This is a genomic window from Pseudoalteromonas phenolica (assembly GCF_005876835.1).
GTDB lineage: Bacteria > Pseudomonadota > Gammaproteobacteria > Enterobacterales > Alteromonadaceae > Pseudoalteromonas > Pseudoalteromonas phenolica_B.
The window spans coordinates 67,860-92,793 of sequence record NZ_PPSW01000005.1 but is presented as its reverse complement, the minus strand read 5'-3'; the positions used below and the strand labels follow the sequence as shown (position 1 = coordinate 92,793).

The following is a 24,934-nucleotide window of genomic DNA, read 5'->3' as shown; positions in this document are numbered from 1 at the left end:
TTGCCAAGAGACTAAATTTGCTGCTACATTATTGTCACAACCTTTAATCGAATTTATCGTTACCTTTTGCTTACCTAAAAAATAAGTATAAAAAACATTAGGCTAGGTATGAAATATCAAATCCACGACATTATTTTTGATACTCAAGAAAAAGCGCTTTTTCATAATGAAGGCAGCATTTTATTAGAAGCCAAGTCGTATCACCTATTATTAGCCTTTATTCAAAGTGGCGAACCAGTTCTATCGAGAGATAAATTAATTGAGTTATCATGGCCACAACAAGTCGTCTCTGACGGTGCGGTGAATAAAGCGATTTCTAAACTTAGAAGTCATCTAGAACAGCTATCACCAGATGTTGAATTTATTGTCACCAAGCCAAAGTTTGGGTATCAATTTTGCGCACCTGTAAAAATACTGTCTGGGCCTAATAACACATTGGGCTCAACAAAGATAAAGCCCTCTGTCAAACTTCAAAATAGATGGGTAACCATCGTCATTTGCACTTTTTTGCTTATATCGCTTTTTTTCTTATACATACATAACACTTTGCAGAACACAGAAGAAAAGAGCAAACAAACTGAGTTTAGCCAGTTTAGATTTACCGCGCTCGATGGTGTAGAAACCAAGCTCAGCAGTGCAAAAGACGGGCAAGTGTTATTCATTAATACTGATGTAAATGGTCAAGCATCTCTTTACTTGAAGGTAAATAAAAACATCCCTAAAGTATTGCCCATAAACCTGACTGACGTTCGAGATATTCGACTTGCTCCAAATGGGAAAGTCATCGGACTGGTTTCTCAAAATAGAGAAAGCTGCTTAATAGAACAGGTATCACTCGCTTCTTTTGATAAAAAGACGTTGCTAGATTGTAGTCAGTTTTCAGATGTCAAAATTGCATGGCACTACGATATGAAAAGGCTCTTTATTCAAGCAAGAAAAAGTAACGCTACGCCCTATAAAATATATCAATTTAAGATAGCAACTCAGGTACTAGAGCAAATATCCTTGCCACAAAAACACGCCGCTTTAAATGGCGACTTTCGATTGGCCGCTCACCCTACTCAACCTCGTTTAGCATTTGCTCGATATCTTGAGTCTGATCGCAGTGAAATTCATGTGCTAAATACCCATACATTGGAAAAGCTGGCAACTTATTCTGTACCGTATGTGGTTGGCGCTTTAGCATGGGACGCAGAAAATGATGTGCTGTTTTTTACTGCAGAAAAAACCTTACTACAAGTTGATACTCAAAGCGGTTCTGAACACATCATCAAACAGCTGAGCTATCCGGTTGAGTCAATTACCAGTACCTTCTCTCCTAATGGTAAGGTATTACTCGCGACTCAATATCACCCTAGCAGTAGTATAAAAAGATATGACCTCAACACACAAAAAACTCAAACCATGCTTAACAATGCCGCGCTCAACCGTCTACCAAGGCAAACTGATAATCAGTCACTGTTGTTTCTCTCAGATATGATGGGCACGCATGATTTATGGCAACTTAAAGGCGAAGCATTACACAAAATCTCACTGCCATTTGAGTTTGGCTTTAGACGCTTTCAAGCTGATAACCAAGAAGAGCATGTACTTTTTGAAAAACAGGGCGCTTTATATGAGCTTAAATTACTCACCAATGAAGTGAATAAACTCATAACTGCTGAGCACAAAGCGTATGTTGCAAACTATAGCCAAGACGATAAAAACATCATCTATAGCAGTCAAAAAAGCGGTCAATGGCAATTATGGCTGTTTAACAAAACGACTTTAATACACTCTCAATTAACACAGTATGGTGGCTATAGTGGGTATCAATATCAAGGCGGGCTGATTTACTCAAAAAGGAACCAAGCTGGACTGTGGCGTTTTTTTGAGGGTAAAGAGACTTTACTTATCAAAGATTTTAGCAATATAAACTGGCTCAACTTTCAACTAATAGAAGACAAGGTTTACTTTTATCGAAAGGATTCAGGAATTTGGCGTTATAACTTAACAACCAAAGAAGCTAAAAAAGTCATGGAGAGTAATCAACACTTCATCAACCAGTTCCATGTTAACTCAGCACAAAATGCAATTTTGTTTGCTGAGCTCAAACCTATTCAAGGTGATGTGCAAGGTTTTGTGATCAACTAGTATCTATATGCTCTAGTTGATCACAATGAATTACATTTATAGATCCCAAAGTAACATTAAACCAACGCTGCTATTGGTTGTTTCGCCTTCTGGAAATTCGACAGCAAAAGTAGACTCTCTATCCACTAAAGTCCCCGTCCACTCAACAGGGCCTTCTTGGCCTCTATCTAACATTGAGTAGCGCGCATAAGCACCTAAATGAATACCTTCGGTAACTTTAAAAGAGACATTCGCTTCTAGGTTGTAGCGTAAGGTGTCTGTCGCGAAGTCTAATCCATCAAATTGCGTGTTATAAGTTTCAGACCAAATGGTATGACCTACCGTCGCCTTAAAACCATAACGCATACTTTCTGACAGCTTGCCACTTTCGTAGGCTATACCTGCATCAAGATAAATCTCGTTCGACTTTTCTTCTTGCATGCCGCCTTTGATCACCGAGCCATCTTGTAAATTTAAATTAATGCCTGTTCTTTTATAAGTAATAAGTGACAGCGCTGTACCACCGATAACTCTAAAGTTTTCAGTCAATTTATAGTGCAACGCAAGGTGAGTGCTGGCGTGAATGTATTCAAATTGATTGCGTTGATAAACCCCAAATGTTTCATGGGTCCATTCTTCATTGTCAGAATTCGGTGAGAAAGTCGCGAGCGCATCTACAGAGAATGCAAAGGTTTCATTAATGTCGTACAAACCACCGCTGTTGAGCATCAGGTTGCTCACACTCGCATCAGATTTAACTGGCACAAGTGTGGCCGTTTCTTTATAACTGATAGATTCATTACCCACGGTCAGGTAACTATAAGAAATACCTTCACTTTGGGCATATATATTGAAGGAACTTAATAACGAGAGTGCGGCTAACCCATATCGAAGCTTCATTGTTGCGTCCTTAATTTGCAAACACAAAGAATTGTGAATTCAATCTAAAAGGTTAGCAGTTATTTATATTTCGACGAGAAAATAGCTAAATTTCTTGATTTTAACAACGTGTACACTCTGGATCTTTAAATAGCCCAAATGACTTCTGCTCTAGGGTTAAACCATCCACTTGCTTAAACACACTGCCACTATGATGACCTAAAATCATGTTTACGGTATAAAGCGCCTGCATTGAGCCAATAACGCCGAGCAACGGGCTGATTACTCCAAAGTTATCGCAGTTTTGCGCTACTTGCCCGCCCTCTTCTGGGAATAAGCAGGCATAGCAAGGGCTTTCACTTCTAAAATCAAATACCATCACCTGACCTTGGGTTGCGATGGCTGCACCTGAAATCAGTACTTTTTGCTTCGCAAGGCTGTATTCATTCAGTAGATAACGGGTTTTAAAGTTATCACTACAGTCGAGGATAAAGTCGGCATCAGCCAATAACACATCTAAATTTTCTGCGCTTAAACGTGCGTGCACAGGATACAGTGAAATTTGATTATTTAGACTGGCCAGTACCTTGCCCGCAGCTTTGGTTTTGCTTTGACCAAGGTGATTTACCTTATAGATGATCTGACGTTGAAGGTTAGACAACTCAACTTCGTCATCATCAATGAATGTCAGTTGCCCTATGCCTGAGGCCGCCAAATACAGTAAAGCCGGACTGCCTAAACCACCACAGCCGACCACGGCAACTTTGGCACTTTTCAGCTTATTTTGCCCAGCTTCACCAACTTCTTTGAGTAACAAGTGGCGGCTGTAACGCAGCCGCTCTTTGTCATCCAATGCCATTAAGCTTCACCTCGTCCTTTGCGAATTGCAGCTTTGAGCTCAAGAACCGCATTTTGGTGGTCATCAGCTAAAGTGATAGCACGCACAACCGCGACACTGCCCACACCAGTACTGGCAACCTGCTCAGTACGCGCAATATCAATACCGCCTATGGCCACAGTTGGGTAATGTGCTTTCATTAACGGCACAAAATGCTTGAGCTTTTCAAGGCCCTGAATTTGCCCTGTCATATCTTTGGTTGTGGTTGGGTAAATCGCTCCAAAGGCTAAGTAACTTGGGCGGTAGTTGTGCGCTCGCACCATTTCATAAAAGCCGTGTGTCGATACGCCTAAACGTAAACCTGCATTTTGAATTGCCGATAGGTTTGCCTCACTTAAGTCTTCTTGACCAAGATGCACACCATACGCGCCATGCTCGATGGCTAGCTGCCAGTAATCATTAATAAATACTCGGCCTTGATATTTCTCACCCAGCATGATGGCAGTTTTGATCTCTGCTTCTAGATTCGGATCATTTGGATCTTTAATGCGCAGTTGAACGGTCGGTACGCCTGCGGCTAAACATTTTTCAATCCAATCAGCAGTATCAACAACCGCATAAAGCTCCAGCTCACCGTTAGTGTCGGCAAAACCTGCGGCAAAATTAAAATCATCCGGTGCGGCCAGTTCTAGTTCATCGGCTAACCAACTGCCCGGCTCTATCACTTGCGGGAAATGCGTTAAGTCTTCTGGGAAGCCTGTATGAGCCACAGGACCAATGCCTTCGCCATAACGCTCGGCAGCTGCTAAACCTTGGTTGATATACGCTTTACCTAAAATAAATGCATCTTTTAACGGGTAACCTTTGGCAAGACAAGCCGCGATACATGACGATAAGCTGCAGCCTGTGCCATGGGTATGCGGAGTGACTACCGCTTCGTTTCCTAGCCAGTATTCTTCTTGGCTGTCACTGCGACAATAATCTATACAGTAGCCTTTCGGGTAATCCCAGTGACCGCCTTTGATCACCGCAGAACCAGCACCAAAAGCCTGTAGCTTTTCGGCGGCTTCAATCACTGAGCTTGGGCCAATAAGGTAAATACCAGTGAGTAATTGTGTCTCGTGTGTATTTGGCGTGATCACATCCACCAGCGGGAAGAGGTACTTTTTCAGTGCGTCAACTGTGTCTTCTTCAGTTAAAGTGTCACCACTGGTTGCAATGGCAACTGGGTCATACACGACCACTGGCGGCACCGCCCACGTTTTTTTGTAATGGGCAATGTGCTCGGCGATTAACTCTACTTGCGCGATATTGGCAAGCAAGCCTATCTTAATCACTTTTGCAGGCATATCTTGCGTCAGTGCATTGAGCTGAGACTCAATCACGGCATTACTAACAGGGTTTATGGCGTCAACCCCAAGGCTGTTTTGTGCGGTAAGTGCCGTGATCACCGTACAGCCGTGTACACCAAAACTGTGCATGGCCTTTAGGTCGGCTTGAATACCAGCGCCACCACCACTGTCTGAGCCTGCAATACTCCAAACAACTTCTGACATCTCAGACTCCTAAATTCTTTATCTATTTCTATTTTTTAATCTTGGTGCCAAAACGGCATCCCCATGGTCGGCGTAGAAGGTGCCGCCACCTCTTTTTCAGGCATGGCTTTGGCTTCATAACTAAAACGCCCTGCTTCTACTGCCGATTTAAACGCTTTGGCCATAGTCACCGGACAACCAGCACCAGCAATGGCCGAGTTTAATAGTACCGCATCATAACCTAGCTCAAGCGCTTGGCAAGCATGCGACGGTAAGCCTAAGCCTGCGTCCACAATGAGAGTATGCTCTGGCAGGCGCTCACGAATGGTTTTTAAATTATAAGGATTAATTAACCCTTTGCCTGTGCCAATTGGTGCGCCCCAAGGCATCAATACCTCACACCCCAAATCGGCCAGTCGCTGACAGATCACTAAGTCATCGGTACAATAAGGCAGTACTTTAAAGCCATCTTTAATCAAAATGTCAGTCGCTTCTAGTAAAGCCACGGGATCAGGCTGCAAATTATACTCATCGCCAATCAACTCTAATTTGATCCAATCAGTATCGAAGACTTCACGGCACATTTGCGCCAAGGTCACCACTTCTTTCACACTGTGACACCCAGCTGTGTTAGGCAATACGCGCAGCCCTGTGTCTTTGATTAATTGCCAAAAATCTTGCCCAGCTTCAACTGAATTTTGACGTCGCAACGACACAGTCACAATTTGCGACTGCGATGCCATCAGCGATTGCTGCATAATTTGCGGAGACGGATAAAGCGCTGAGCCTATCAATAAACGGCTATCAAAGGTTTCGCCATAAATGGTAAGTGGTTTATGCATTTTATCCCCCTTGAATAGGCGACAATAACTCGATTTGATCGCCCTCTTTTAATTCAGCCACAGCACATTGGCTGCGCGGCACAAATTGCCCATTCACAGCCACTGCAAATGGTGGTACTGCGCCTTGCGATTCAATAAATGCTTGTAAATTAGTATCGGTTAACGCGACTTGTTGACCATTGAATACTACGTTTAAAGTAACGTTCAAAGTAACCCCTTGCTCAGTGCTTGCTGCACCACAAAAGGTGCAAGTAAATAACCATGGCGATATAAGCCATTAATTTGGATGAGGTTGTCTTTCACCTCAATGTTTGGACGATTATCAACAAATGCAGGTCTTAGCCCAGAGTTAATCGACATTACTCGGCCCTCACTAAAGCCGCTGTGTACCGTGTAGGCAGCTGACAACAACTCAAGAGTAGAGCGCACCGTGATCGGGCCATTATCTTGCGACTCAATTTCAGTCGCACCAATTACAAACTCATGATTTGGTTTCGGCGCGATGTAAATTGGGTAGCGAGGATGCATTAAACGCACAGGACGAGTTAACGTCACTTCTGGGGCATACACGCGCGCTACTTCACCTCGTACACCGCGAAGACCCGACACTTCATCTTTGGCACCTAAGCCGCGACAGTCGATGATCCAATCGAATGCTTCACCATTCACTTGCCCTTGCTCGCAATGCACTGACTGACCGAAATGAAAATCAACATCTTGCTGTTGTAAGGTCTCAAAACTGGCGCGGTAAAAAGCCAAATTGTCGAGCTGACCTTCACAAGGTAAAAACACGCCTTGATGAAAGCGCCCAGCAAGTTCTGGCTCTAACTGAGAAATATCTCGGCTATCGGCTATGTGTGCTTGGTGTCCAGCGAGTGGTTTTAAGCGCTGAGAAAAACTTTGTAAGTCGCCTTTGTCTTGCTGGTGTGCAACAACGAGAGTGCCTGCTTGTTGAAAAAATACTGGGGAAGAAAGTTTTGCCAAAAGCTCGGGCCAAAGCGCCATGGCTTTTAAGCCATCTTCGGCTAAATCTGCTTCACAAATAACCGACTCAGCCAACGGCGCTAACATGGCTGCCGCTAACACACCGGCGCTGTTATTTGCTTGTGCGTCGTCTTTCTCAAAGATACTCAGTTGGTAGCGCTCCATCAGCATCAATGCTGCAACACGCCCCAACAAACCAAACCCTAAAATCGCAACTTTTGGTTTACTCATTTCTGCCCCTAAAAACCCGAAGGTTAAGACCTAAGACGTAAATCATCTCAGGTCTAAAAAACAATGCCATGCACTAAGCATGGCATAATCGTCTAGCGTGACTAGATTGCTTTGTGATATAGCTCAGAGCCTGTTTGTTTAAACTCTTCAGACTTGGCTTTCATTTCAGCTTCAACATCGATCATCTTGATCTTAATTGCGTTGTTATCTGAAATATCAACACCTTGTGCTTCTAGGTCTTTCGCGTAGTCACGTACTTCTTGAGTGATCTTCATTGAGCAGAACTTAGGACCACACATAGAGCAGAAGTGCGCCACTTTACCTGACTCTTGCGGTAGTGTTTCGTCGTGATATTCAAGTGCACGTTGAGGATCTAGACCAAGGTTAAACTGATCGTGCCAACGGAACTCAAAACGCGCTTTCGATAAGGCGTTATCACGAATTTGTGCACCTGGGTGGCCTTTCGCTAAATCTGCCGCGTGTGCCGCAATCTTATATGTGATTAAGCCTTCTTTTACGTCTTCTTTATTTGGTAGACCTAAGTGCTCTTTCGGCGTGACGTAACATAACATTGCACAGCCATACCAACCAATTTGAGCGGCACCGATACCCGATGTAAAGTGGTCATAACCTGGTGCGATGTCGGTTGTTAGTGGACCAAGCGTATAGAATGGCGCTTCATGGCACGCTTCTAACTGCTCTTCCATGTTTTCTTTGATCATGTGCATTGGTACGTGACCTGGGCCTTCGATGAATACCTGAACGTCATGCTTCCAAGCAATCTGTGTTAATTCACCTAGTGTACGTAGCTCTGAAAACTGTGCTTCATCGTTCGCATCTGCAATTGAACCCGGACGTAAACCATCACCTAATGAGAAACACACATCGTATTGTTTTAAAATTTCACAAATTTCTTCGAAGTGCGTATATAAGAAGTTTTCTTTGTGGTGTGCCAAACACCATTTCGCCATGATTGAACCACCACGCGATACAATACCGGTCACGCGTTTTGCCGTCATTGGTACGTAGCGAAGTAATACACCAGCGTGAATAGTAAAGTAATCCACACCCTGCTCTGCTTGTTCAATCAGCGTATCGCGGAAGATTTCCCATGTTAGGTCTTCAGCAACGCCATTTACTTTCTCAAGTGCTTGGTAAATTGGTACGGTACCGATTGGCACTGGTGAGTTACGTACAACCCATTCACGCGTCTCGTGGATATAACGGCCTGTAGACAAGTCCATGACCGTATCTGCACCCCAACGTGTTGACCATACTAGCTTCTCAACTTCTTCTTCGATTGAAGAGGTAACAGATGAGTTACCAATGTTGGCGTTCACTTTTACTAAGAAGTTACGACCCACAATCATTGGCTCTGACTCAGGGTGGTTGATGTTGTTTGGAATGATAGCTCTACCACGTGCCACTTCTGAACGAACAAATTCTGGCGTGATGAAATCAGGAATTTCAGCACCAAACGATTCGCCTTTGTGTTGTTGCGCTAATAATTCTTCACGAATTTTTTCACGACCCATGTTTTCACGAATAGCCACGAACTCCATTTCTGGGGTGATAATGCCCTGACGCGCATAGTGCATTTGCGTCACGTTTTTACCTTTTTTAGCACGGCGGATCTTTGGTAAGTGCTCAAAACGAATGTGGTCAAGACCTTCATCAGCCATGCGCTGTTGAGAGAACTGTGAGGTTACTGACTCAAGCTCTTCTGTGTCGTCACGCTCTAAGATCCACTGCTCACGGTACTTAGGTAAGCCCTTACGTACATTTAGTTCGAAACCAGATTCAGTGTACGGGCCAGACGTATCGTACACACGTACTGGATCATTTTTTTCAAAGATAGGGTTCTCTTCTGTACCACCAATAAAGCTATCGCTTAAAGTGATCTCACGCATACCAACACGTACGCCTGGGTGCTCACCTTCTACATACACTTTTTGTGAGTTCGGAAACGGTTGGCCAGTAAGGTTATAAATATATTCTGATGCCGCGGCACGGGTTTCGCGACGGCTTGGCTTGCTACTATTGTTTGACATGACTTGCCTCATGGTTAGTTAAGGTGTCTTGTCAGATCTCCAGATGGAGAGAGATGGGGATTAGCCCAATTGGTCCGAGCTAAATGCATGCACGACGCATATTAGCTTTTTGCAGCCAGCAAAGATATTTGCTTGCAAGGCAGCTTGTTCCCTACGCAGGTTTTAACCTGATCAGGTTCACGGATCCCGCAAATAATGCGATCTCAGCCCGAAGGCACTCCGACAAGTAACGAATTGAGTGCAGTCTACTTCATAAACAATGGCTTATTCAAGACCATCTAAACGTTTAAAGGTCAGGATTGGCTTACCATTTAGTAATAGGGTCTTATCTGACACCGTAAAAGGCACACCGATTTCTAACATATTCAGTAGCATACGCTCTTGTTTATCGAGCTCATCGGAGCAGAGCATTTTTGTCATGCCGATTTGCTCAACATATAGCTGATTGTCTTCAATACGGGTTTTACCAAAGAAGCGGTTGCATCCTGTGTGGCCCATGATCTGGTTGTCTTCAACGAGCTGTAGGCGCATTTCACTACTGCGCTTCTCAACCTCATCAATCTGACTTAACTGCCAATGTCCTTGCGGTAGCGTCTTTTCTGAGAAAGGGTTTAGACTATTTGGGTCGTCCCACACCATAGTACAACCAGATAAAACAGCAGAGCCTGCTAAGCCCAAAACAATGGCTAAAGTAGATAACTTATTTTTCATATTAGGCTTCCTATATTTAGGGCTATGGTTTTTATGTAAATAACTGCTCAAGTTGCTCAGGCACAAACGGGCGACCTTTTGCATTCACCGATGTACCTGTCACAACAGCATCCAGCATCAATTTATTGTCTGCTGCGCGGATCACCTTTTGATTAAAGGCGAATTTCAAACGGCTTAAACGCTCTACTGCAACTTCTACGTAAAACGCATCGCCCGGCTTTAATGAGTCTTTGTAGTTCATTTCTGAGCGGATCACCACTAAATTGACCTTATCACGTGCAAGTTGCGCAAAATCGATATTTTTAGCAGCCAAAAACTCATGGCGTGCATGCTCTAGATAATTGAAATAAACACTGTTGTTGACGATGCCTTGCAAGTCGCACTCGTAGTCGCGCACTTTAAACTCAACTCTGAAACTCATTTAATCCTCATTAACTCGGTGATGTTGGCCGCAGTTATAACACAATTAAACATAGTTTCACTTCTCTGTATGGTCTGATTTGTTAGAATAGCCAGCGCGTGCCGAACTTAACTACTGATTTTGAATTGAACAAAACTGACATTCATAACGTATGCACGCCTCACTATCAAAACGGAATAGCCTGAAAATGAAAGCAAAAATCTCTCTGTTATGTGCAGCCATGCTGCCTTTATTTGCCACCAATGCGGTTGCTGAGCAAAGCAACCTCGAAGTGATTGAAGTCACGGGTGACTTTAAAAAAGAAAGCATTCAAACCTTAAGCGCCAGCGCCAGTGTGTTAGGTGAACTGGAAATTACACAGCGTGGTGCAAGCTACCTAGATGAGATTTTAAATTCAGCGGCTAACGTCAACTTCACAGCGGGCGCATCGCGCGGCCGTTATGTGCAGATCCGTGGCGTTGGCCTTCGTTCGCAATTCCAAGACCCAATCCAGCCTAGTGTGGGCTTACTCATCGATGATATTAACTACTCAGGCCTGGGTGGCAGTGCCTTGTTATTCGATGTTGAGCAAGTTGCGGTTTATCGCGGCCCGCAAGGTACACGTTATGGTGCTGATGCCATGGCAGGTATGATTGACATGCAAACCACTGCACCTAGCCAAGATAAGGCATTGAAGGTGAAGTTAGGTGTCGGCAACTATAATAGTTATGAAGCAGGTATTGCTGCAGGCACAGGTTTAACCGACAACTCAGCTATCAGAGTGAGCGCGTTCCAACGTAAGTCAGATGGTTATACTGATAACTTATATCTGGACCGCCCAACCCAAGAGCAAGATGAGCAAGCTTTACGATTAAAGCTTAACAATGAGTGGAACAATAACTTTAATACTTCACTTGCTGTACATCACATCAATATCGAAAACGGTTATGACGCATTCACACTTGATAATAGCCGCAACAGTGTTGCTGATGAGCCTGGTCAGGATAACTTAGAAAGCGATGCTTTCTCTTTAACTGCAAATTACACCGGTTTTGAAACGGTCAATATCACAACAACGGTAACTGGACTTCAAGCAGACTCACTGTATAGCTATGATGAAGACTGGGTATGTAAAAATGCCAACCAAGCAAGCTTGTGTGCGGCCGGTCTGCACCCTTGGGGTTACAGTTCTACAGATAGCTATGCACGCGACACTGAAAAAGGTACCTTCGACCTGCAGATTAGTTCTAAACAGGATGACTGGGTTGTTGGTCTTTATTCTGAGCGTCGCGATGTAGACCTTACTCGTGCTTATACTTGGCAATCACAAGATTTTCATTCAAGTTTCGATATTCGTAATACTGCGCTTTATGGTCAAAAAATCACAGCAATCGCAAAAGATGTAGAGCTGATCACTGGACTACGTGCAGAAAACTACGAAGCTGACTACAAAGACAACAATGGCTTTTCTGAAACAACCGATAAAACCATGCTAGGTGGCAAGGTTGCGCTCGAGTATCAAGTGGTGCCCCGCACTATGATTTATACAAGCCTATCTCGTGGCTACAAAATCGGTGGCGTAAATGGCGAAGCGCTTGCAAAGGCAAAAGATGATGGCTTAAACATTCAGCCAGAAAACTATACCTTCGATCCTGAATATTTATGGAATGCCGAATTTGGTGTGAAAGGCCAATCTGAAGATAAGAGCCATACTTTGCGTGTCACTGCTTTCTACATGAAACGTGATGATATGCAATTAAAGCAATGGCAAGTTCAAGATCAACAATTCGCTGGATATTTAGATAATGCTAGCTCAGGCAAGAACTATGGTTTTGAAGTAGAAGGTACAAAACAATATTCAGAACGCCTTGCTCTTAACTATAGCTTTGGCTACTTACGCTCAAAAATTAAAGGCTTCACAACTTCTGATGGCATCAATCAGCACGGCAGAGATCAAGCACAAGCACCTAAATATCAATATGCGTTCAGCTTTAACTATGCGCTAACAGATAACTTTGAGGCGCAACTTGGATTCGAGGGCAAAGATAGTTATTACTTCTCAGACAGCCATAACGACCAAGCACCTAACCAAAATCTAATTAATGCAAGTGTAAGCTACCACAGTGAAAACTGGTCACTGACGGCTTGGGGTAGAAACCTAGCTGATAGAGATGTGCCTGTTCGCGGCTTTGAGTTCGGTAATAACCCACTTAAAGAATATGCCACTGAAAATTACTACCAGTATGGCGAGCCTCGCCTTGTCGGTTTGACGTTTAAATATGAGTTATAAAACTTAGACATAAAAAAGCGCGCATTTAAAAATGCGCGCTTTTCTTTTTCTAATAGGTTAACCTAATTCAGGTAGGTTGCGACCATAGAATACTTCTTGGATCTCACGCTCTACTTTCGCGCGGATTTCTTTTTCTTCTTCTGCACTTAAATCATCGGTACTTAAGCCGAATAGATAAGTATTTAGATCTGTCTCTTTTAACATCATCTTAGTGTGGAATAAGTTTTCTTGGAAAACATTCACATCCACCATGTGATACGCTTCTTTGGTATCTTCTGTCATGTAATTCTGGATTGAGTGAATTGCATGATCAATGTAGTGTTTTACCCCTGTGATATCACGAGTAAAGCCACGTACACGGTAATCGATTGTCACCACATCCGACTCTAAAGAGTGGATTAAGAAGTTCAACGCTTTGAGCGGAGAGATCACACCACAGGTTGATACTTCGATGTCTGCACGGAATGTGCAAATACCATCGTTAGGGTGCGCTTCAGGATAAGTGTGAACACAGATGTGACTCTTATCTAAATGTGCAACCACTGACTCAGGAAGTGGTCCAGGTGTTTCGTTACTATCAAATGTCTGCTGCTCTACAGGCTCTTCAGACACCAAGATAGTTACACTTGCACCTTGCGGATCATAGTCTTGGCGAGCAATGTTCAGCACATTTGCACCAATGATATCTACTACTTCTTTTAGAATATCCGTTAGGCGATCAGCGCTATATTGCTCATCAATGTATTCTAAATATTCTTTACGCTGTTGCTCCGTTTTAGCGTAACAAATGTCATAGATACTAAAGCTTAAACTTTTTGTTAAGTTATTAAAGCCATGGAGCTTAATTTTATCAAAGGGCTTGTTCACTTTACTCAACCTTTAAACACAAAATCTGCACTGCAGAACTCAAAGAGGGCGGATTTTATACGAAAAATCCGCACTGAAAAAGCGTTATTTTGCAACGCTTTCAACAACCTCATGACTGTGAGTAATTTCTACTGTTTTATCAAGCATTAAGGCCACAGAACAGTACTTCTCAGCAGACAGTTGAACGGCGCGTGCAAGGTGCTTTTCAGAGACATCTTTACCAGTAACTACAAAGTGTAGATTCATTTTTGTAAATACTCTAGGCGCACTTTCAGCACGTTCAGCGGTTAGCTTAACTTCAACATTCTCAACCTGTTGTTTTGCTTTTTTTAGAATGCTCACCACATCCACCGATGAACAGCAACCCGTAGACATTAAGACCATTTCCATTGGGCTTGGTGCAGCACCATCAGCACCTGTATCAAATACCACATTATGGCCAGACTGTGAGCGGCCAATAAAAGTATCGCCATCAACCCACTTAATATTCGCTTCCATTTTTTACCTCTATAAATACAAACACCGCCTTAAAACGGCGGTGTTATAAAATGCTATAAACTGTTTAAGACTGCAATTATTTTAGATCGCGGCGTCGAATAGATTTTTAACCAAACCTGCAAACTCTTCAATAAACTCTCGTTGCTCTTTGGTCACTCGTTGCTCTGTCACGCTAGACAGCACTTCTTGCAAGTCATAGACGATACCATCTACCTCACGGACAATTAAGCTGCGTTGCTCAGTTGATAACTCTGTGTTTTGCTCACAGATTTTAATTACATACTCAGCGATGACATCTTCAATTAACTCCATCACCCTTGGTGCACCTGGTTCAATCTCACCAGGCTTTTCAAACAAGGTTAAATTGTGGGTTAAGTACATTACTAACTCATCATAGCCCTGTTTATCTAATACCATAGTTTGTCCACCTGAAACTCTCAAAGCATCTCCTATTGATTTAAGCAGAAACTCACATGCATTGCTACTTTTACAGCTAACGGATGAAAAAAAAGCAGCCTAAGCTGCTTTTTTTAATACTTTTATTCTACCTAAATAGATAGAGACTGTGAATTAGTCGATTGATAAACCTGGGCTTAATGCACCTGGCAATGTCACCTTTTCTAACTCAACAGACGCGACAGGGTAAGCACAGTAATCTGCTGCATAATATGCACTTGCTCTGTGGTTACCTGATGCGCCAATACCACCGAATGGTGCTGCACTTGATGCACCTGTGATAGGACGGTTAAAGTTTACAATACCTGCACGAATACGACGTAAGAAGTGGTCGTAATCTTCAGCATTGTCACTTAATAGACCAGCAGAAAGACCAAAGCTTGTATCGTTTGCTTTTTCGATTGCTGCATCAAAGTCTGTGTAACGGAATACTTTTAATAATGGACCGAAGTGCTCATCATCTGGGAAGTCAGTGACATTTGAACACTCAAGGATACCTGGTGTTACAAAGCCTGTGCCTTCTTTATGTGTCAGTTCGATGATAGCCTCAGCGCCTAAGTCAATCAGTTGCTGCTGTGCTGCAACCATACCTGCCGCCGCTTGATTTGAGATCATAGAACCCATGAATGGCTGTTCTTCATCATCAAAGTTACCCACTTTGATTGCTTTTGTTGCACGTACTAGGTGCTCAAGGATCGCATCACCCTGCTCGCCTGCAGGTAAGAATAACTTACGGGCACACGTACAACGTTGACCGCTTGAGATAAATGCAGATTGAATAATGTCGTGAACAACCGCTTTCGTATCAGACGCATCTTTAACGATTAATGGGTTATTACCACCCATTTCTAGCGCAAGAATTTTACCTGGCTGACCAGCAAACTGCTCATGAAGGATATGACCTGTACGAGAAGAACCTGTGAAGAATAAGCCATCGATACCACGGTGAGAAGCAAGTGCTTTACCTGTTTCTACTTCACCTTGTACTAGGTTGATAACGCCTGCTGGAAGGCCTGCTTTTTCCCAAAGCTTGAGTGTAAGCTCAGCAACATAAGGTGTTAGTTCTGATGGCTTAAAGATAACTGTGTTACCCGCTAAAAGTGCAGGCACAATGTGGCCGTTTGGTAAGTGACCTGGGAAGTTATAAGGGCCAAATACTGCTACAACACCGTGCGCTTTGTGGCGAATAACCGCGCGACCAACTGGCATTGCATTTTCAACCACACCTGTACGCTCATGGTATGCTTTTTCTGAAATGGCAATTTTACCAACCATGGCACCCGCTTCAGTACGCGTTTCCCATAGTGGCTTACCAGTTTCTTTCGCAATCGCAATTGCCAGCTCTTCACTGTTTTCTTTTAACTGCTCAGCAAAACGTTTAACAACCTCTAAACGCGATTCAAATGCCATGTCGCTCCAGCTATAAAAAGCTTCACGTGCTGACTTAACTGCAGTATCAACTTGCTCAGCCGTTGCTGAGTTTGCTTGCCAAATAACTTCGTTGTTTGCTGGGTTCAGTGATGAGAATGCCTCACCTTGACCTGCAAACCATTCACCATTAATAAATTGTGCGGCATGTGTTGTCATAATAAATCTCTATTTTTATATAGTTGCGATGCTGACTTTGTCACCATCCACTAAATTCAATGCGTTTGCCAACTCTGCTGAGATAACGACGGTATCAGTATTGTCATCGATCTGCAGCTCAGCAACGGTGGCTCGATACCCTTGCAGTTTATCATTAGCAATCATCACAGGGGAACCGCCCGGGTTATCACCAACTGACACTGTTCTAAAGCTTGATGAACGTACCGTACGAATGTTATCTACTTTTGCTTCAACCGTCGGGCCTGCGTCGAAAATATCAACATAGCCGTTAAAAGTGAAACCTTCACTCTTAAGTAGCTCAATCGCTGGACGCGTATTATCGTGCACTTTACCAATCACTTCTTGCGCTTCTTCACTCAACAGATTCACATAAATTGGGTATTTTGGCATAAGCTCAGCAATGAACACTTTCTGACCGATACCTGTTAGGTAATCTGCCGTTGGGAAATCCATTGAGAAGAAGTGTTCTTCAAGCCATTGCCAGAATGGGCTTTGACCATTTTCATCTGATACACCACGCATTTCAGCGATAACCGTATCTGCAAAGCGCTGCTGATGTTGTTTAATAAACATAAAACGCGACTTTGATAGCAACTTGCCATTAAAACCTCTGCGATGCCCTTCTTTCAAGAACAAGGTACATAACTCAGTGGCCCCCGTGTAGTCGTTACACAGAGTCAGAATATCAACCGCTTTATAAACATTTAAGGTGCGTGATGAATGGATCACCTTACTAAGGTGGTAATGATAAAACGCATCATCTAAACCAACTGCTGCTTCAATCGCGCTGGTACCCACTACTTCGCCAGTTTCAGTGTCTTCTAAAACGAACAAATAGCCTTCATCAAAAGGGACATCCGTTTCTTTCTTGAAAGACGCTTCAGAGCGTTCGATTTTGCTTTGTAATAGCGCTTCATTATTTGGTAATGAAGTAAAGCCATGACCTGATTCATGGGCAATTTTTAAAAGCGCTGGATAGTCGCTTTGCTGGATTGGGCGAAGGATCATCATGAGTCCGCTTACTCCTAAAAAGTTAACTTGACGGTAGACAAGGCCAAGCAAGCTTGGCCACTCAAGGAATTAAGCGTTTGCAGCTACAACTGCAGCAACTGCTTTTTCGAAACGAGCCATACCTTCACGGATATCCGCTTCAGGAATAACCAGTGAAGGCGTGAAACGAACAACGTCTGCACCAGCTACAAGTGACATCACACCTTCTTTTACGCCTGCTACTAAAAACTCTTTCGCGCGGCCTTTGTATGTTTCGTTTACAACACCACCTAATAATAGACCTTTACCACGAATTTCGCTGAATACGTTGTACTTGTCATTAATCGCAGTAAGCAGTTCACGGAATAGTGCTTCTTTCTCTTTAACACCGTTTAAAACAGCTTCATCATTTACTGTATCGAACGCCGCTTCTGCAACAGCACAAGCTAGCGGGTTACCACCGTAAGTTGAACCGTGTGTACCAATTTTTAAGTGCTTCGCGATTTCAGTCGTTGTGATCATCGCACCAATTGGGAAACCACCGCCTAGCGCTTTCGCAGTTGTTAAAATGTCAGGAATAACATCTAAACCTTGGTAAGCGTATAGATCACCAGTACGACCAACACCTGTTTGTACTTCATCAAAAATAAGCAACGCATTGTGCTTAGTACATAACTCGCGAACACCTTTAACAAAGTCAGCTTCTGGAGATACGATACCGCCTTCACCTTGCAGTGGCTCCATCATCACAGCACATGTGTTGTCAGAGATTAGCGCTTCAAATGCCGCTAGGTCGTTATAGTCACAGTGAACAACATCACCTGGCTTAGGACCGAAACCATCAGAATACGCAGCTTGGCCGCCCACAGTTACAGTGAAGAAAGTACGGCCGTGAAAGCCTTTGTTGAACGAAATGATTTGTGATTTGTCAGCGCCGAACTTATCAAGTGCAAAACGACGTGCCAGTTTAAGTGCTGCTTCGTTCGCTTCTGCACCTGAATTTGCAAAGTAAACTTTTTCTGCAAATGTTGCGTCTGTTAATTTTTTCGCTAAACGCAATGCAGGCTCGTTTGTCATTACATTTGATAGGTGCCAGATTTTTTCACCTTGCTCTTTCAGCGCATTAACTAATGCTGGGTGACAGTGACCTAAACAGTTAACAGCGATACCACCTGCAAAGTCGATAAACTCGCGGCCTTCTTGATCCCAAACGCGAGAACCTTCGCCCCGAACTGGAATAACTGCTGAAGGTGCATAATTAGGTACCATTACCTGATCGAATAATTCACGATTAATAGTCATTTTCTATCCCCATAAAGTTGAGTTAGGTGCGCTAAAACTAGTATTGAGTGTAGCTAGTTCGTGGCTAAAAATAGCCGTATGGCACAAATTTCATTCACCCATTATTTCAGAAAAAAACCTTAAAGTCTCATTTAAAACTTTCATAGAGCCCTTGATATTCAAGGGTTTGGGATAGTTTTTCATAGTGAGTGAATAACTATTTAGGTGCACTCGATAGATTTGACTGTTAAGAAAAGGAAAAGCCACTAATCGAGTTAATTAGTGGCTTGAATGAATAGTCGCAAAAAAAATCTTAAATTTTACAAAATTGTTAGCTGTAAACTATTAAAGTTACATTTTGCTAGCGTAGTGAGTTCCTCTTTTGATAACCCCAGGTGAGCAAACCAATGAGCTGCTTCATCCTTTTCGATAAACTGATTGTCTTTGAGGATCATATACAGACTGTAGCCATGTGCCTTTCGCAGTACCTGACTAAGTGGTAAATAATCGGCTGACTGACTATGCGACTGAGGTAAATAATTAGCAGCGAACTCTTCCATCGGCGCCATAAATGGCAAATATCTAAACGCCATTTTTTCTATCAATTTAGCCGAGAGATTTGCTGAGTGATTGAGCAAAAGCCCCCTTAAAAAGAGTGGGTCCGGTGATAGCTCTAAAAGGGCAGAATGAAGGTCTTTATGGTTTTTATCGCGAGCGATGCGCACCTTTTCCTGCCAGACCTTTTCGAAAGTTCTAAGATACAAGCGCGTTAAAGCGACTTTACCTACATCTAATAACATACCTAGCGTAAAAGCATGTTGCTCTTTGACACCGTTCAATTCAGCTAAATGCTTTGCTGCAATTCCCGTTGTCATACTATGATCACGAAGTTTGCGCTTTAATAAAGGAAATGGCGATGTATCGTGAGGCATCCAGTGACGCATTGCAAAAGTAGGGATGACCATTTGTAGATTTTCAAGCCCAAGATAACGAAGTGCAAGTGCTGGTGTGTCAACTTTGACTGTGACACCTTTTGAGCTTTGCTTACGATATTGCGGTAAATTAACTAAGGAAACCAGGTCTCTGCCTAACCAAGTTAATTCATTAACTAATGGCTCAAGACGCCCAACCGACGCTGACTTAACGCCCAATATATCTAAAATGGTAGGCACCGCATCCTGGATGCCAACAATCTCATGATAAATATTATCGATATCATCTATTTGCTTTTGAATTGATGACTCAATAATTTGGTGCAGATGATTACTGGCTTTCGCAATATACTTATGGTGACTGGTACTGCTCTCTTTACGTTTTGCAGCGGCAGCAATCTCAACCTCAAGCATAGTACGTTGTGGTATTTTCTCACCATAATTTAGATCTAGGGTGTGAATATACCCTAACTGTTGCTGCGCAAAGTTATGACTAATAAACAGATCATGCGCACGTTCATTTAGTGCGATTGAAGTCCTGAGTTGCCGAGATAAGTCAGTCATTGAACGTTCTAATGTTCCTATTTTAGCGTTTCTTTTACTTAGAAAAGCGGCGAATAAAATTATTTAATAAAGCTAACCCTTGTTCTGTGAGTATCGCTTCAGGATGAAATTGCACACCTTCTAAAGCCATTTCAGTATGGCATAAGCCCATAATTTCATCCACTTGTTGCATGCCATTCTCTGTCCATGCTGTAATCTCAAGGTCTTCAGGCAGACGCTCTTTGGCAACAATCAAAGAATGATAGCGACATACGGTGAGTGGATCTGGTAAACCTTGAAACACGCCTTTATTTATATGGCGAATTTGCGACGTTTTCCCATGCATCACTTCTCTGGCTCTTATCACTTGTGCGCCCAGAGCTTGTGCAATCGTCTGGTGACCAAGGCAAATCCCCAGTATTGGAAATTGCCCTTTTAATTGCTCAACAACAGACAAAGAAATGCCCGCCTCATTGGGACTACAAGGTCCAGGAGAGATCACAATATGCTCAGGGTTAAGCGCTCGTATATCAGCAATACTCAACTCATCGTTTCGTTTTACTACAACGTCTTGATCTAAGCGTTGGAAATACTGCACTAGGTTATAGGTAAACGAGTCGTAATTATCGATCATTAATAACATAGAAATTTCCATAAAAAAGCCAGGCGATAAAGCCTGGCCTAAATTATAAAACCAAATTATGGACGAGGTATGAAACCTACCGCATCGTAAACCGCTTTTAGCGTTTTCTCAGCGCGAGCACCTGCTTTTTCAGCACCATTACGCATGATGTTATCTAAAAGCGTTTGATCTTCACGAATTTCTTTGAAACGCGCTTGAATTGGTTCGATCATATTCACCACTGCCTCAGCGGTATCTTTCTTCAAATGACCATACATTTTGTCAGCATATTCTGGTACTAAATCTTCTACTGAGCGTTTAGTCGCCACTGACAATAAAGTAAGAAGGTTTGATACACCCGGCTTTTCATCGCGGTCGAAGTAAATACGTGCTTGCTCATCTGAATCAGTGACGGCTTTTTTCAGCTTTTTCTCGATTTTCTTTGGCTCGTCTAACAGCATGATGTACGCATTTGGGTTTTCATCCGACTTAGACATTTTCTTCAGTGGATCTTGCAAGCTCATCACGCGCGCGCCAAGTTCAGGGATATAAGGTTCTGGTACTTTAAAAACATCGCCATATAAGTTATTAAAGCGTGTTGCGATATCACGAGTTAACTCAAGGTGCTGCTTTTGATCTTCACCGACTGGTACTTGGTCAGCTTGATATAATAAGATATCTGCAGCTTGTAACACTGGGTATGAGAATAGACCTACATTCACATTATTTGAATGCTTTGAAGACTTATCTTTAAACTGCGTCATGCGATTTAGTTCGCCCATTTGCGCGTAACAGTTAAGTACCCATGACAACTGTGCATGTTCAGGCACTTGAGACTGAACAAATAATGCTGATTTCTCAGGGTCAATACCACAAGCAGCGTACAATGCAACGCCATCTAACACGCGCTCGCGTAGCATTTTAGGATCTTGGCGAACTGTGATCGCGTGTAAATCAACTAGCATAAAGAAACAATCATGATCTTGTTGTAACTTAAGCCACTGGTTTATGGCGCCTACATAATTGCCTATCGTCATACCACCGGTTGGCTGAATGCCACTTAACACTACTGGTTTAGTCATGTTGTTCCTTTATTAAATTTACTGATTTATTGCTGATTAATGATTGGGATTATATCTAAGAACCCGTCGCATAGGTACTCAGGTTCAAGCTCTTTTAAGTCGAATCCTTGATTGTAACCATAAGTAAGCGCGAGTACATCAATTTCTGCGCTTTTAGCCGCGATAACATCGCTTTTTGAGTCTCCAATCATGATGGCCTTTTCTGGCGAAATGTTAAGTGCTTCACAGGCTTTCAAAAGTGGCGAAGGTGACGGTTTTTTCTCACCATCATCGCCACATACTAATACTTTAAAATGTGAGGTTAGGTTTAACTTTTCTAAAAGTTGCTCGGTAAAAACACGATCTTTATTAGTCACAATGGCTTTTGGTAAATGCGCTGTTGCCGCTAAGCCTGTTTCAACATGTTGATAAAGCGCAACATAGTCACCCGCAAGTTGCTGGTAATGATTTTTGAATCTCGCGACCGCATCGACGACTAGCTGTGGAGGTAACTCAGGATTGACTGCCATGTCACCACTCAATGCTCGCTTCACGAGCATTTCAATACCATTACCAACCCAAGTCGTTACTTGCGCATAGCTCACTACCGGAAACGCTACTTCTGTCAAAGTCAGATTCAGCGCCATGTACATATCTTGGGCGCTGTCGACTAAGGTGCCGTCTAAATCAAATAGCACACCTTGGTATTTCATCGTGAAACCTTCACTAGTTCTTCACGCATTTGCGTAATCACCTGCGCATAATCAGGTTGATTAAAAATAGCCGAGCCAGCTACGAACATATCTGCACCTGCTTCGGCAATTTCTGCAATGTTCTCGACCTTCACACCGCCGTCGATTTCTAAACGGATATCTCGACCAGATGCATCAATTCGCTCACGGACTTGCTTTAATTTATCTAAGGTTTGAGGAATAAAGCTTTGTCCACCAAAACCTGGGTTAACCGACATCAATAAAATGACATCCAATTTATCCATCACATAATCTAAATAATGTAATGGTGTTGCAGGGTTAAATACTAAACCTGCCTGACAGCCATGCTCTTTGATCAATGAAATGGTTCTATCAATGTGCTCGCTGGCTTCTGGATGAAAAGTGATGATACTCGCGCCCGCTTTTGCAAACTCTGGAATTAGCGTATCAACCGGCTTTACCATTAAGTGCACATCAATTGGCGCCTCAATACCATAATCACGTAATGCCTTACACACCATTGGGCCAAACGTTAGGTTAGGCACATAGTGATTGTCCATAACATCAAAGTGCACGACATCGGCACCTGATTGAATAACACGCTCTACATCTTCACCAAGCCTTGCGAAGTCTGCAGATAAAATTGAAGGGGCAATAAGATATTGAGGTTGTTTTTGCACGGTAAACTCTCTTTAAATGATACAACGGTTGTCCGGGCTACTTTACCGCATTTCATGCTCTGTACCCAAGTTTTATTCTCCTTGTTTCTGCATCGAAAATAGACTAAAAACTCCAATCACATTACTTCCCTTTATGGCGATTAACGCACAAATTTTTACGTTATCTATGTTTGTTTTCTGAACAGTAGCGGTGTATTATATTCAGATAACTGTTGGGTGGAGTTACACATGTTTAGTCGGCTTAAAACACGGATGCTTGCGGTGACAGCTGTTGTTACATTATCAGCAGGAGTTTACTCTGTTGATTACAGCGAAGAAGTTGTCAGTAGCACATGTTCATGCAGTACAAATACAGTTCAAGTTAATAGCAAATTGCTTGAACAATGCAAACTTGAAGCACATACAAGCTGGTACGCTTGGTTAACAGGCGAGAGTAGCAGTGCGCAGTTTCATTATTTAGATTTACTTGAGTTACTTTTAGGGTCTGATGAAACAGAAAGTAACACTGAAAGTTTCACTTCACATTTTTAATTAATATGCAGCTGCTGAACATAATCCAAAGTGTTTTAGCAGCTATGTTTGGTGTGCAAAGCCAAAACAAGCGTCATCAAGACTTTTCAAACAAGCATCTCTTTATCTCATTCACACTGATTTCTATTGTATTTGTATTTCTTTTGGTGCTTTTACTTGTTTGGCTGGTAGGTATTATCACCAACTAAATATTTAATATTTTTTTTATAGATGAGCGGAGGTGATTTTCTCAGAGTGGGAATTTCAATTCAGCCGATAGCCCGAGTCCTTGAAAGTAATTTCGCATGGTTGAACGTTGTTCTAAGTTTTACGCTTTATATAACGCCATGACTTCTTCTATCTTGCTGCGCACACTACCTTTACAGCTTATATTGCGTTGAACTTGTAAGGTACTTATTTTATCAGCACTTCGGTAAAGCTGTTTTGTAAAATCAACATAATGGTTTGAAATAAGTGTAGATACCCCTCGCTGTTTAGCTGCAATGGCACAGTCAACTAAACGAGTTTGATCTTCATCCGTAAATTTATTGCCCGCATAAGCCGTAAAGCTTGAAGTACGATTTATCGGAGAATATGGCGGATCACAATAGACAACGTCATGTTGACCTGCTTTGCTAAAGGCATGTTCAAAATCATTACAGACAAATGTCGCGCGCTTGGCCACATTGGCAAATTGCAGCAGCTCTTCTCGCGGGTAATATGGGTGTTTGTAACGACCAAATGGTACATTAAAGCCACCTTTTTGATTGTAGCGGCATAAGCCGTTGTAACCATGGCGATTAAGATAAATGAACAATAATGAACGCTTGTATGGATCTAAGGTATCGTTAAACTCTTCTCGCAGCTGATAATAACGGGCTTCTTCGTTATGATCACCAATGAACAAATACTCTGCTTCACGAATAAATTCTTTTGGTGAGTCTTTAAGAATATTAAATAGGTTAATTAGATCTTTATTTACATCAAGTAAATAATATTCTTCAAAATCAATATTTAAAAATACAGAGCCACCACCGACAAAAGGTTCAATTAAACGCTGTTTACCCTTTAAAGGTAAATTCGCTTTAATTTCTTCTATTATCCGCTTTTTTCCGCCCGCCCACTTCAATGGAGAACGACGATTAATGACAGATGAGCCGTTTGCCACTTTAGACCCTTACATTCTTTTTATTCTTTGCATACACAGCGCCACTAGTAAAAAACGACAGCTTAAAACATTCACAGCGATGCAACACTGTAAATAAAGTAACGTCATATTTAACCACAGATAGCGACATAA

Annotated in this window: 25 protein-coding genes and 1 riboswitch; of the genes, 4 read left to right on the top strand and 21 right to left on the bottom strand. The window is 42.5% G+C overall.

Annotation, left to right across the window (positions count from 1 at the left end):
• Nucleotides 1-108: 108 nt before the first annotated feature.
• Entirely contained in the window at nucleotides 109-2,133 is a 2,025-nt protein-coding gene (locus tag C1E24_RS02195) for a winged helix-turn-helix domain-containing protein (protein WP_138478335.1), read from the top strand.
• Between the two features lie 36 nt (nucleotides 2,134-2,169).
• On the opposite strand, the gene C1E24_RS02190 is transcribed toward C1E24_RS02195, so the two are convergent.
• From C1E24_RS02190 to C1E24_RS02150, 9 genes are all read right to left on the bottom strand, one after another.
• Entirely contained in the window at nucleotides 2,170-3,012 is an 843-nt protein-coding gene (locus C1E24_RS02190; protein WP_138478333.1) for a hypothetical protein, read from the bottom strand.
• A gap of 100 nt (nucleotides 3,013-3,112) precedes the next feature.
• The gene (locus tag C1E24_RS02185) at nucleotides 3,113-3,850 is read right to left on the bottom strand and encodes a HesA/MoeB/ThiF family protein (RefSeq protein ID WP_138478331.1); all 738 of its coding nucleotides are present in this window, start codon (nucleotides 3,848-3,850) and stop codon (nucleotides 3,113-3,115) included.
• The gene (gene thiE / locus C1E24_RS02180) at nucleotides 3,850-5,385 is read right to left on the bottom strand and encodes a thiamine phosphate synthase (RefSeq protein WP_138478329.1); all 1,536 of its coding nucleotides are present in this window, start codon (nucleotides 5,383-5,385) and stop codon (nucleotides 3,850-3,852) included. Before thiE ends, C1E24_RS02185 begins: the two co-directional genes overlap by 1 nt.
• Nucleotides 5,386-5,420: 35 nt before the next feature.
• Nucleotides 5,421-6,206 carry a thiazole synthase gene (locus C1E24_RS02175; RefSeq protein WP_138478327.1) on the bottom strand — a complete coding sequence of 262 codons (786 nt, stop codon included), beginning with the start codon at nucleotides 6,204-6,206 and terminating at the stop codon, nucleotides 5,421-5,423.
• A 1-nt stretch (nucleotide 6,207) separates the two neighbouring features.
• Entirely contained in the window at nucleotides 6,208-6,414 is a 207-nt protein-coding gene (gene thiS / locus C1E24_RS02170; RefSeq protein ID WP_138478325.1) for a sulfur carrier protein ThiS, read from the bottom strand.
• Complete coding sequence (locus C1E24_RS02165) at nucleotides 6,411-7,421, bottom strand: FAD-dependent oxidoreductase (RefSeq protein ID WP_138478323.1); 1,011 nt, start codon at nucleotides 7,419-7,421, stop codon at nucleotides 6,411-6,413. Before C1E24_RS02165 ends, thiS begins: the two co-directional genes overlap by 4 nt.
• Before the next feature lie 101 nt (nucleotides 7,422-7,522).
• Nucleotides 7,523-9,472 carry a phosphomethylpyrimidine synthase ThiC gene (gene thiC, locus C1E24_RS02160; protein ID WP_138478321.1) on the bottom strand — a complete coding sequence of 650 codons (1,950 nt, stop codon included), beginning with the start codon at nucleotides 9,470-9,472 and terminating at the stop codon, nucleotides 7,523-7,525.
• A gap of 131 nt (nucleotides 9,473-9,603) precedes the next feature.
• A riboswitch (TPP riboswitch) is annotated at nucleotides 9,604-9,704 on the bottom strand.
• Nucleotides 9,705-9,736: 32 nt separating this feature from the next.
• A complete protein-coding gene (locus tag C1E24_RS02155) occupies nucleotides 9,737-10,183 on the bottom strand; it encodes an META domain-containing protein (protein ID WP_171040726.1) in 447 nt (148 codons plus the stop codon).
• A gap of 31 nt (nucleotides 10,184-10,214) precedes the next feature.
• Entirely contained in the window at nucleotides 10,215-10,604 is a 390-nt protein-coding gene (locus C1E24_RS02150; protein ID WP_138478317.1) for an acyl-CoA thioesterase, read from the bottom strand.
• Nucleotides 10,605-10,791: 187 nt separating this feature from the next.
• Between C1E24_RS02150 and C1E24_RS02145 the strand changes: the two genes are divergently transcribed.
• Nucleotides 10,792-12,873: a TonB-dependent receptor gene (locus tag C1E24_RS02145; protein ID WP_138478315.1), complete on the top strand. Its 2,082-nt coding sequence runs from the start codon at nucleotides 10,792-10,794 to the stop codon at nucleotides 12,871-12,873.
• Nucleotides 12,874-12,930: 57 nt separating this feature from the next.
• Here the strand turns inward: C1E24_RS02145 and speD are convergent, their stop codons facing one another.
• The 11 genes from speD to rpe form a co-directional block, all read right to left on the bottom strand.
• Complete coding sequence (gene speD, locus C1E24_RS02140) at nucleotides 12,931-13,740, bottom strand: adenosylmethionine decarboxylase (protein ID WP_058031119.1); 810 nt, start codon at nucleotides 13,738-13,740, stop codon at nucleotides 12,931-12,933.
• Between the two features lie 84 nt (nucleotides 13,741-13,824).
• Complete coding sequence (locus tag C1E24_RS02135; RefSeq protein ID WP_138478313.1) at nucleotides 13,825-14,238, bottom strand: OsmC family protein; 414 nt, start codon at nucleotides 14,236-14,238, stop codon at nucleotides 13,825-13,827.
• A gap of 81 nt (nucleotides 14,239-14,319) precedes the next feature.
• Complete coding sequence (locus C1E24_RS02130) at nucleotides 14,320-14,655, bottom strand: DUF3802 family protein (RefSeq protein ID WP_058031121.1); 336 nt, start codon at nucleotides 14,653-14,655, stop codon at nucleotides 14,320-14,322.
• A 153-nt stretch (nucleotides 14,656-14,808) separates the two neighbouring features.
• The gene (gene astD / locus C1E24_RS02125; protein WP_138478311.1) at nucleotides 14,809-16,281 is read right to left on the bottom strand and encodes a succinylglutamate-semialdehyde dehydrogenase; all 1,473 of its coding nucleotides are present in this window, start codon (nucleotides 16,279-16,281) and stop codon (nucleotides 14,809-14,811) included.
• Nucleotides 16,282-16,296: 15 nt separating this feature from the next.
• On the bottom strand, nucleotides 16,297-17,313 hold the full coding sequence (gene astA / locus C1E24_RS02120) for an arginine N-succinyltransferase (protein WP_138478309.1): 1,017 nt from the start codon (nucleotides 17,311-17,313) through the stop codon (nucleotides 16,297-16,299).
• Between the two features lie 69 nt (nucleotides 17,314-17,382).
• Entirely contained in the window at nucleotides 17,383-18,594 is a 1,212-nt protein-coding gene (locus C1E24_RS02115) for an aspartate aminotransferase family protein (protein WP_138478307.1), read from the bottom strand.
• Nucleotides 18,595-18,893: 299 nt separating this feature from the next.
• A complete protein-coding gene (locus C1E24_RS02110) occupies nucleotides 18,894-20,069 on the bottom strand; it encodes an HDOD domain-containing protein (RefSeq protein WP_138478305.1) in 1,176 nt (391 codons plus the stop codon).
• 34 nt (nucleotides 20,070-20,103) lie between these two features.
• Nucleotides 20,104-20,691 (bottom strand): anthranilate synthase component II, encoded by a 588-nt coding sequence (locus C1E24_RS02105; RefSeq protein WP_138478303.1) that lies wholly within the window; start codon nucleotides 20,689-20,691, stop codon nucleotides 20,104-20,106.
• A 56-nt stretch (nucleotides 20,692-20,747) separates the two neighbouring features.
• Entirely contained in the window at nucleotides 20,748-21,752 is a 1,005-nt protein-coding gene (gene trpS / locus C1E24_RS02100; RefSeq protein WP_138478301.1) for a tryptophan--tRNA ligase, read from the bottom strand.
• A gap of 26 nt (nucleotides 21,753-21,778) precedes the next feature.
• Nucleotides 21,779-22,444 carry an HAD family hydrolase gene (locus tag C1E24_RS02095; protein WP_138478299.1) on the bottom strand — a complete coding sequence of 222 codons (666 nt, stop codon included), beginning with the start codon at nucleotides 22,442-22,444 and terminating at the stop codon, nucleotides 21,779-21,781.
• The gene (rpe, locus tag C1E24_RS02090; RefSeq protein ID WP_138478297.1) at nucleotides 22,441-23,124 is read right to left on the bottom strand and encodes a ribulose-phosphate 3-epimerase; all 684 of its coding nucleotides are present in this window, start codon (nucleotides 23,122-23,124) and stop codon (nucleotides 22,441-22,443) included. Before rpe ends, C1E24_RS02095 begins: the two co-directional genes overlap by 4 nt.
• A 228-nt stretch (nucleotides 23,125-23,352) precedes the next feature.
• Here rpe and C1E24_RS02085 point away from each other — a divergent pair, with 228 nt between their 5' ends.
• On the top strand, nucleotides 23,353-23,655 hold the full coding sequence (locus C1E24_RS02085) for a hypothetical protein (protein WP_138478295.1): 303 nt from the start codon (nucleotides 23,353-23,355) through the stop codon (nucleotides 23,653-23,655).
• A 5-nt stretch (nucleotides 23,656-23,660) separates the two neighbouring features.
• Nucleotides 23,661-23,843 (top strand): DUF2970 domain-containing protein, encoded by a 183-nt coding sequence (locus C1E24_RS02080; RefSeq protein ID WP_138478293.1) that lies wholly within the window; start codon nucleotides 23,661-23,663, stop codon nucleotides 23,841-23,843.
• A gap of 119 nt (nucleotides 23,844-23,962) precedes the next feature.
• Here C1E24_RS02080 and C1E24_RS02075 read toward each other — a convergent pair whose 3' ends face one another.
• Nucleotides 23,963-24,802, bottom strand: a complete 840-nt coding sequence (locus C1E24_RS02075; RefSeq protein WP_138478291.1) for a Dam family site-specific DNA-(adenine-N6)-methyltransferase — start codon at nucleotides 24,800-24,802, stop codon at nucleotides 23,963-23,965.
• Nucleotides 24,803-24,934: the final 132 nt, after the last annotated feature.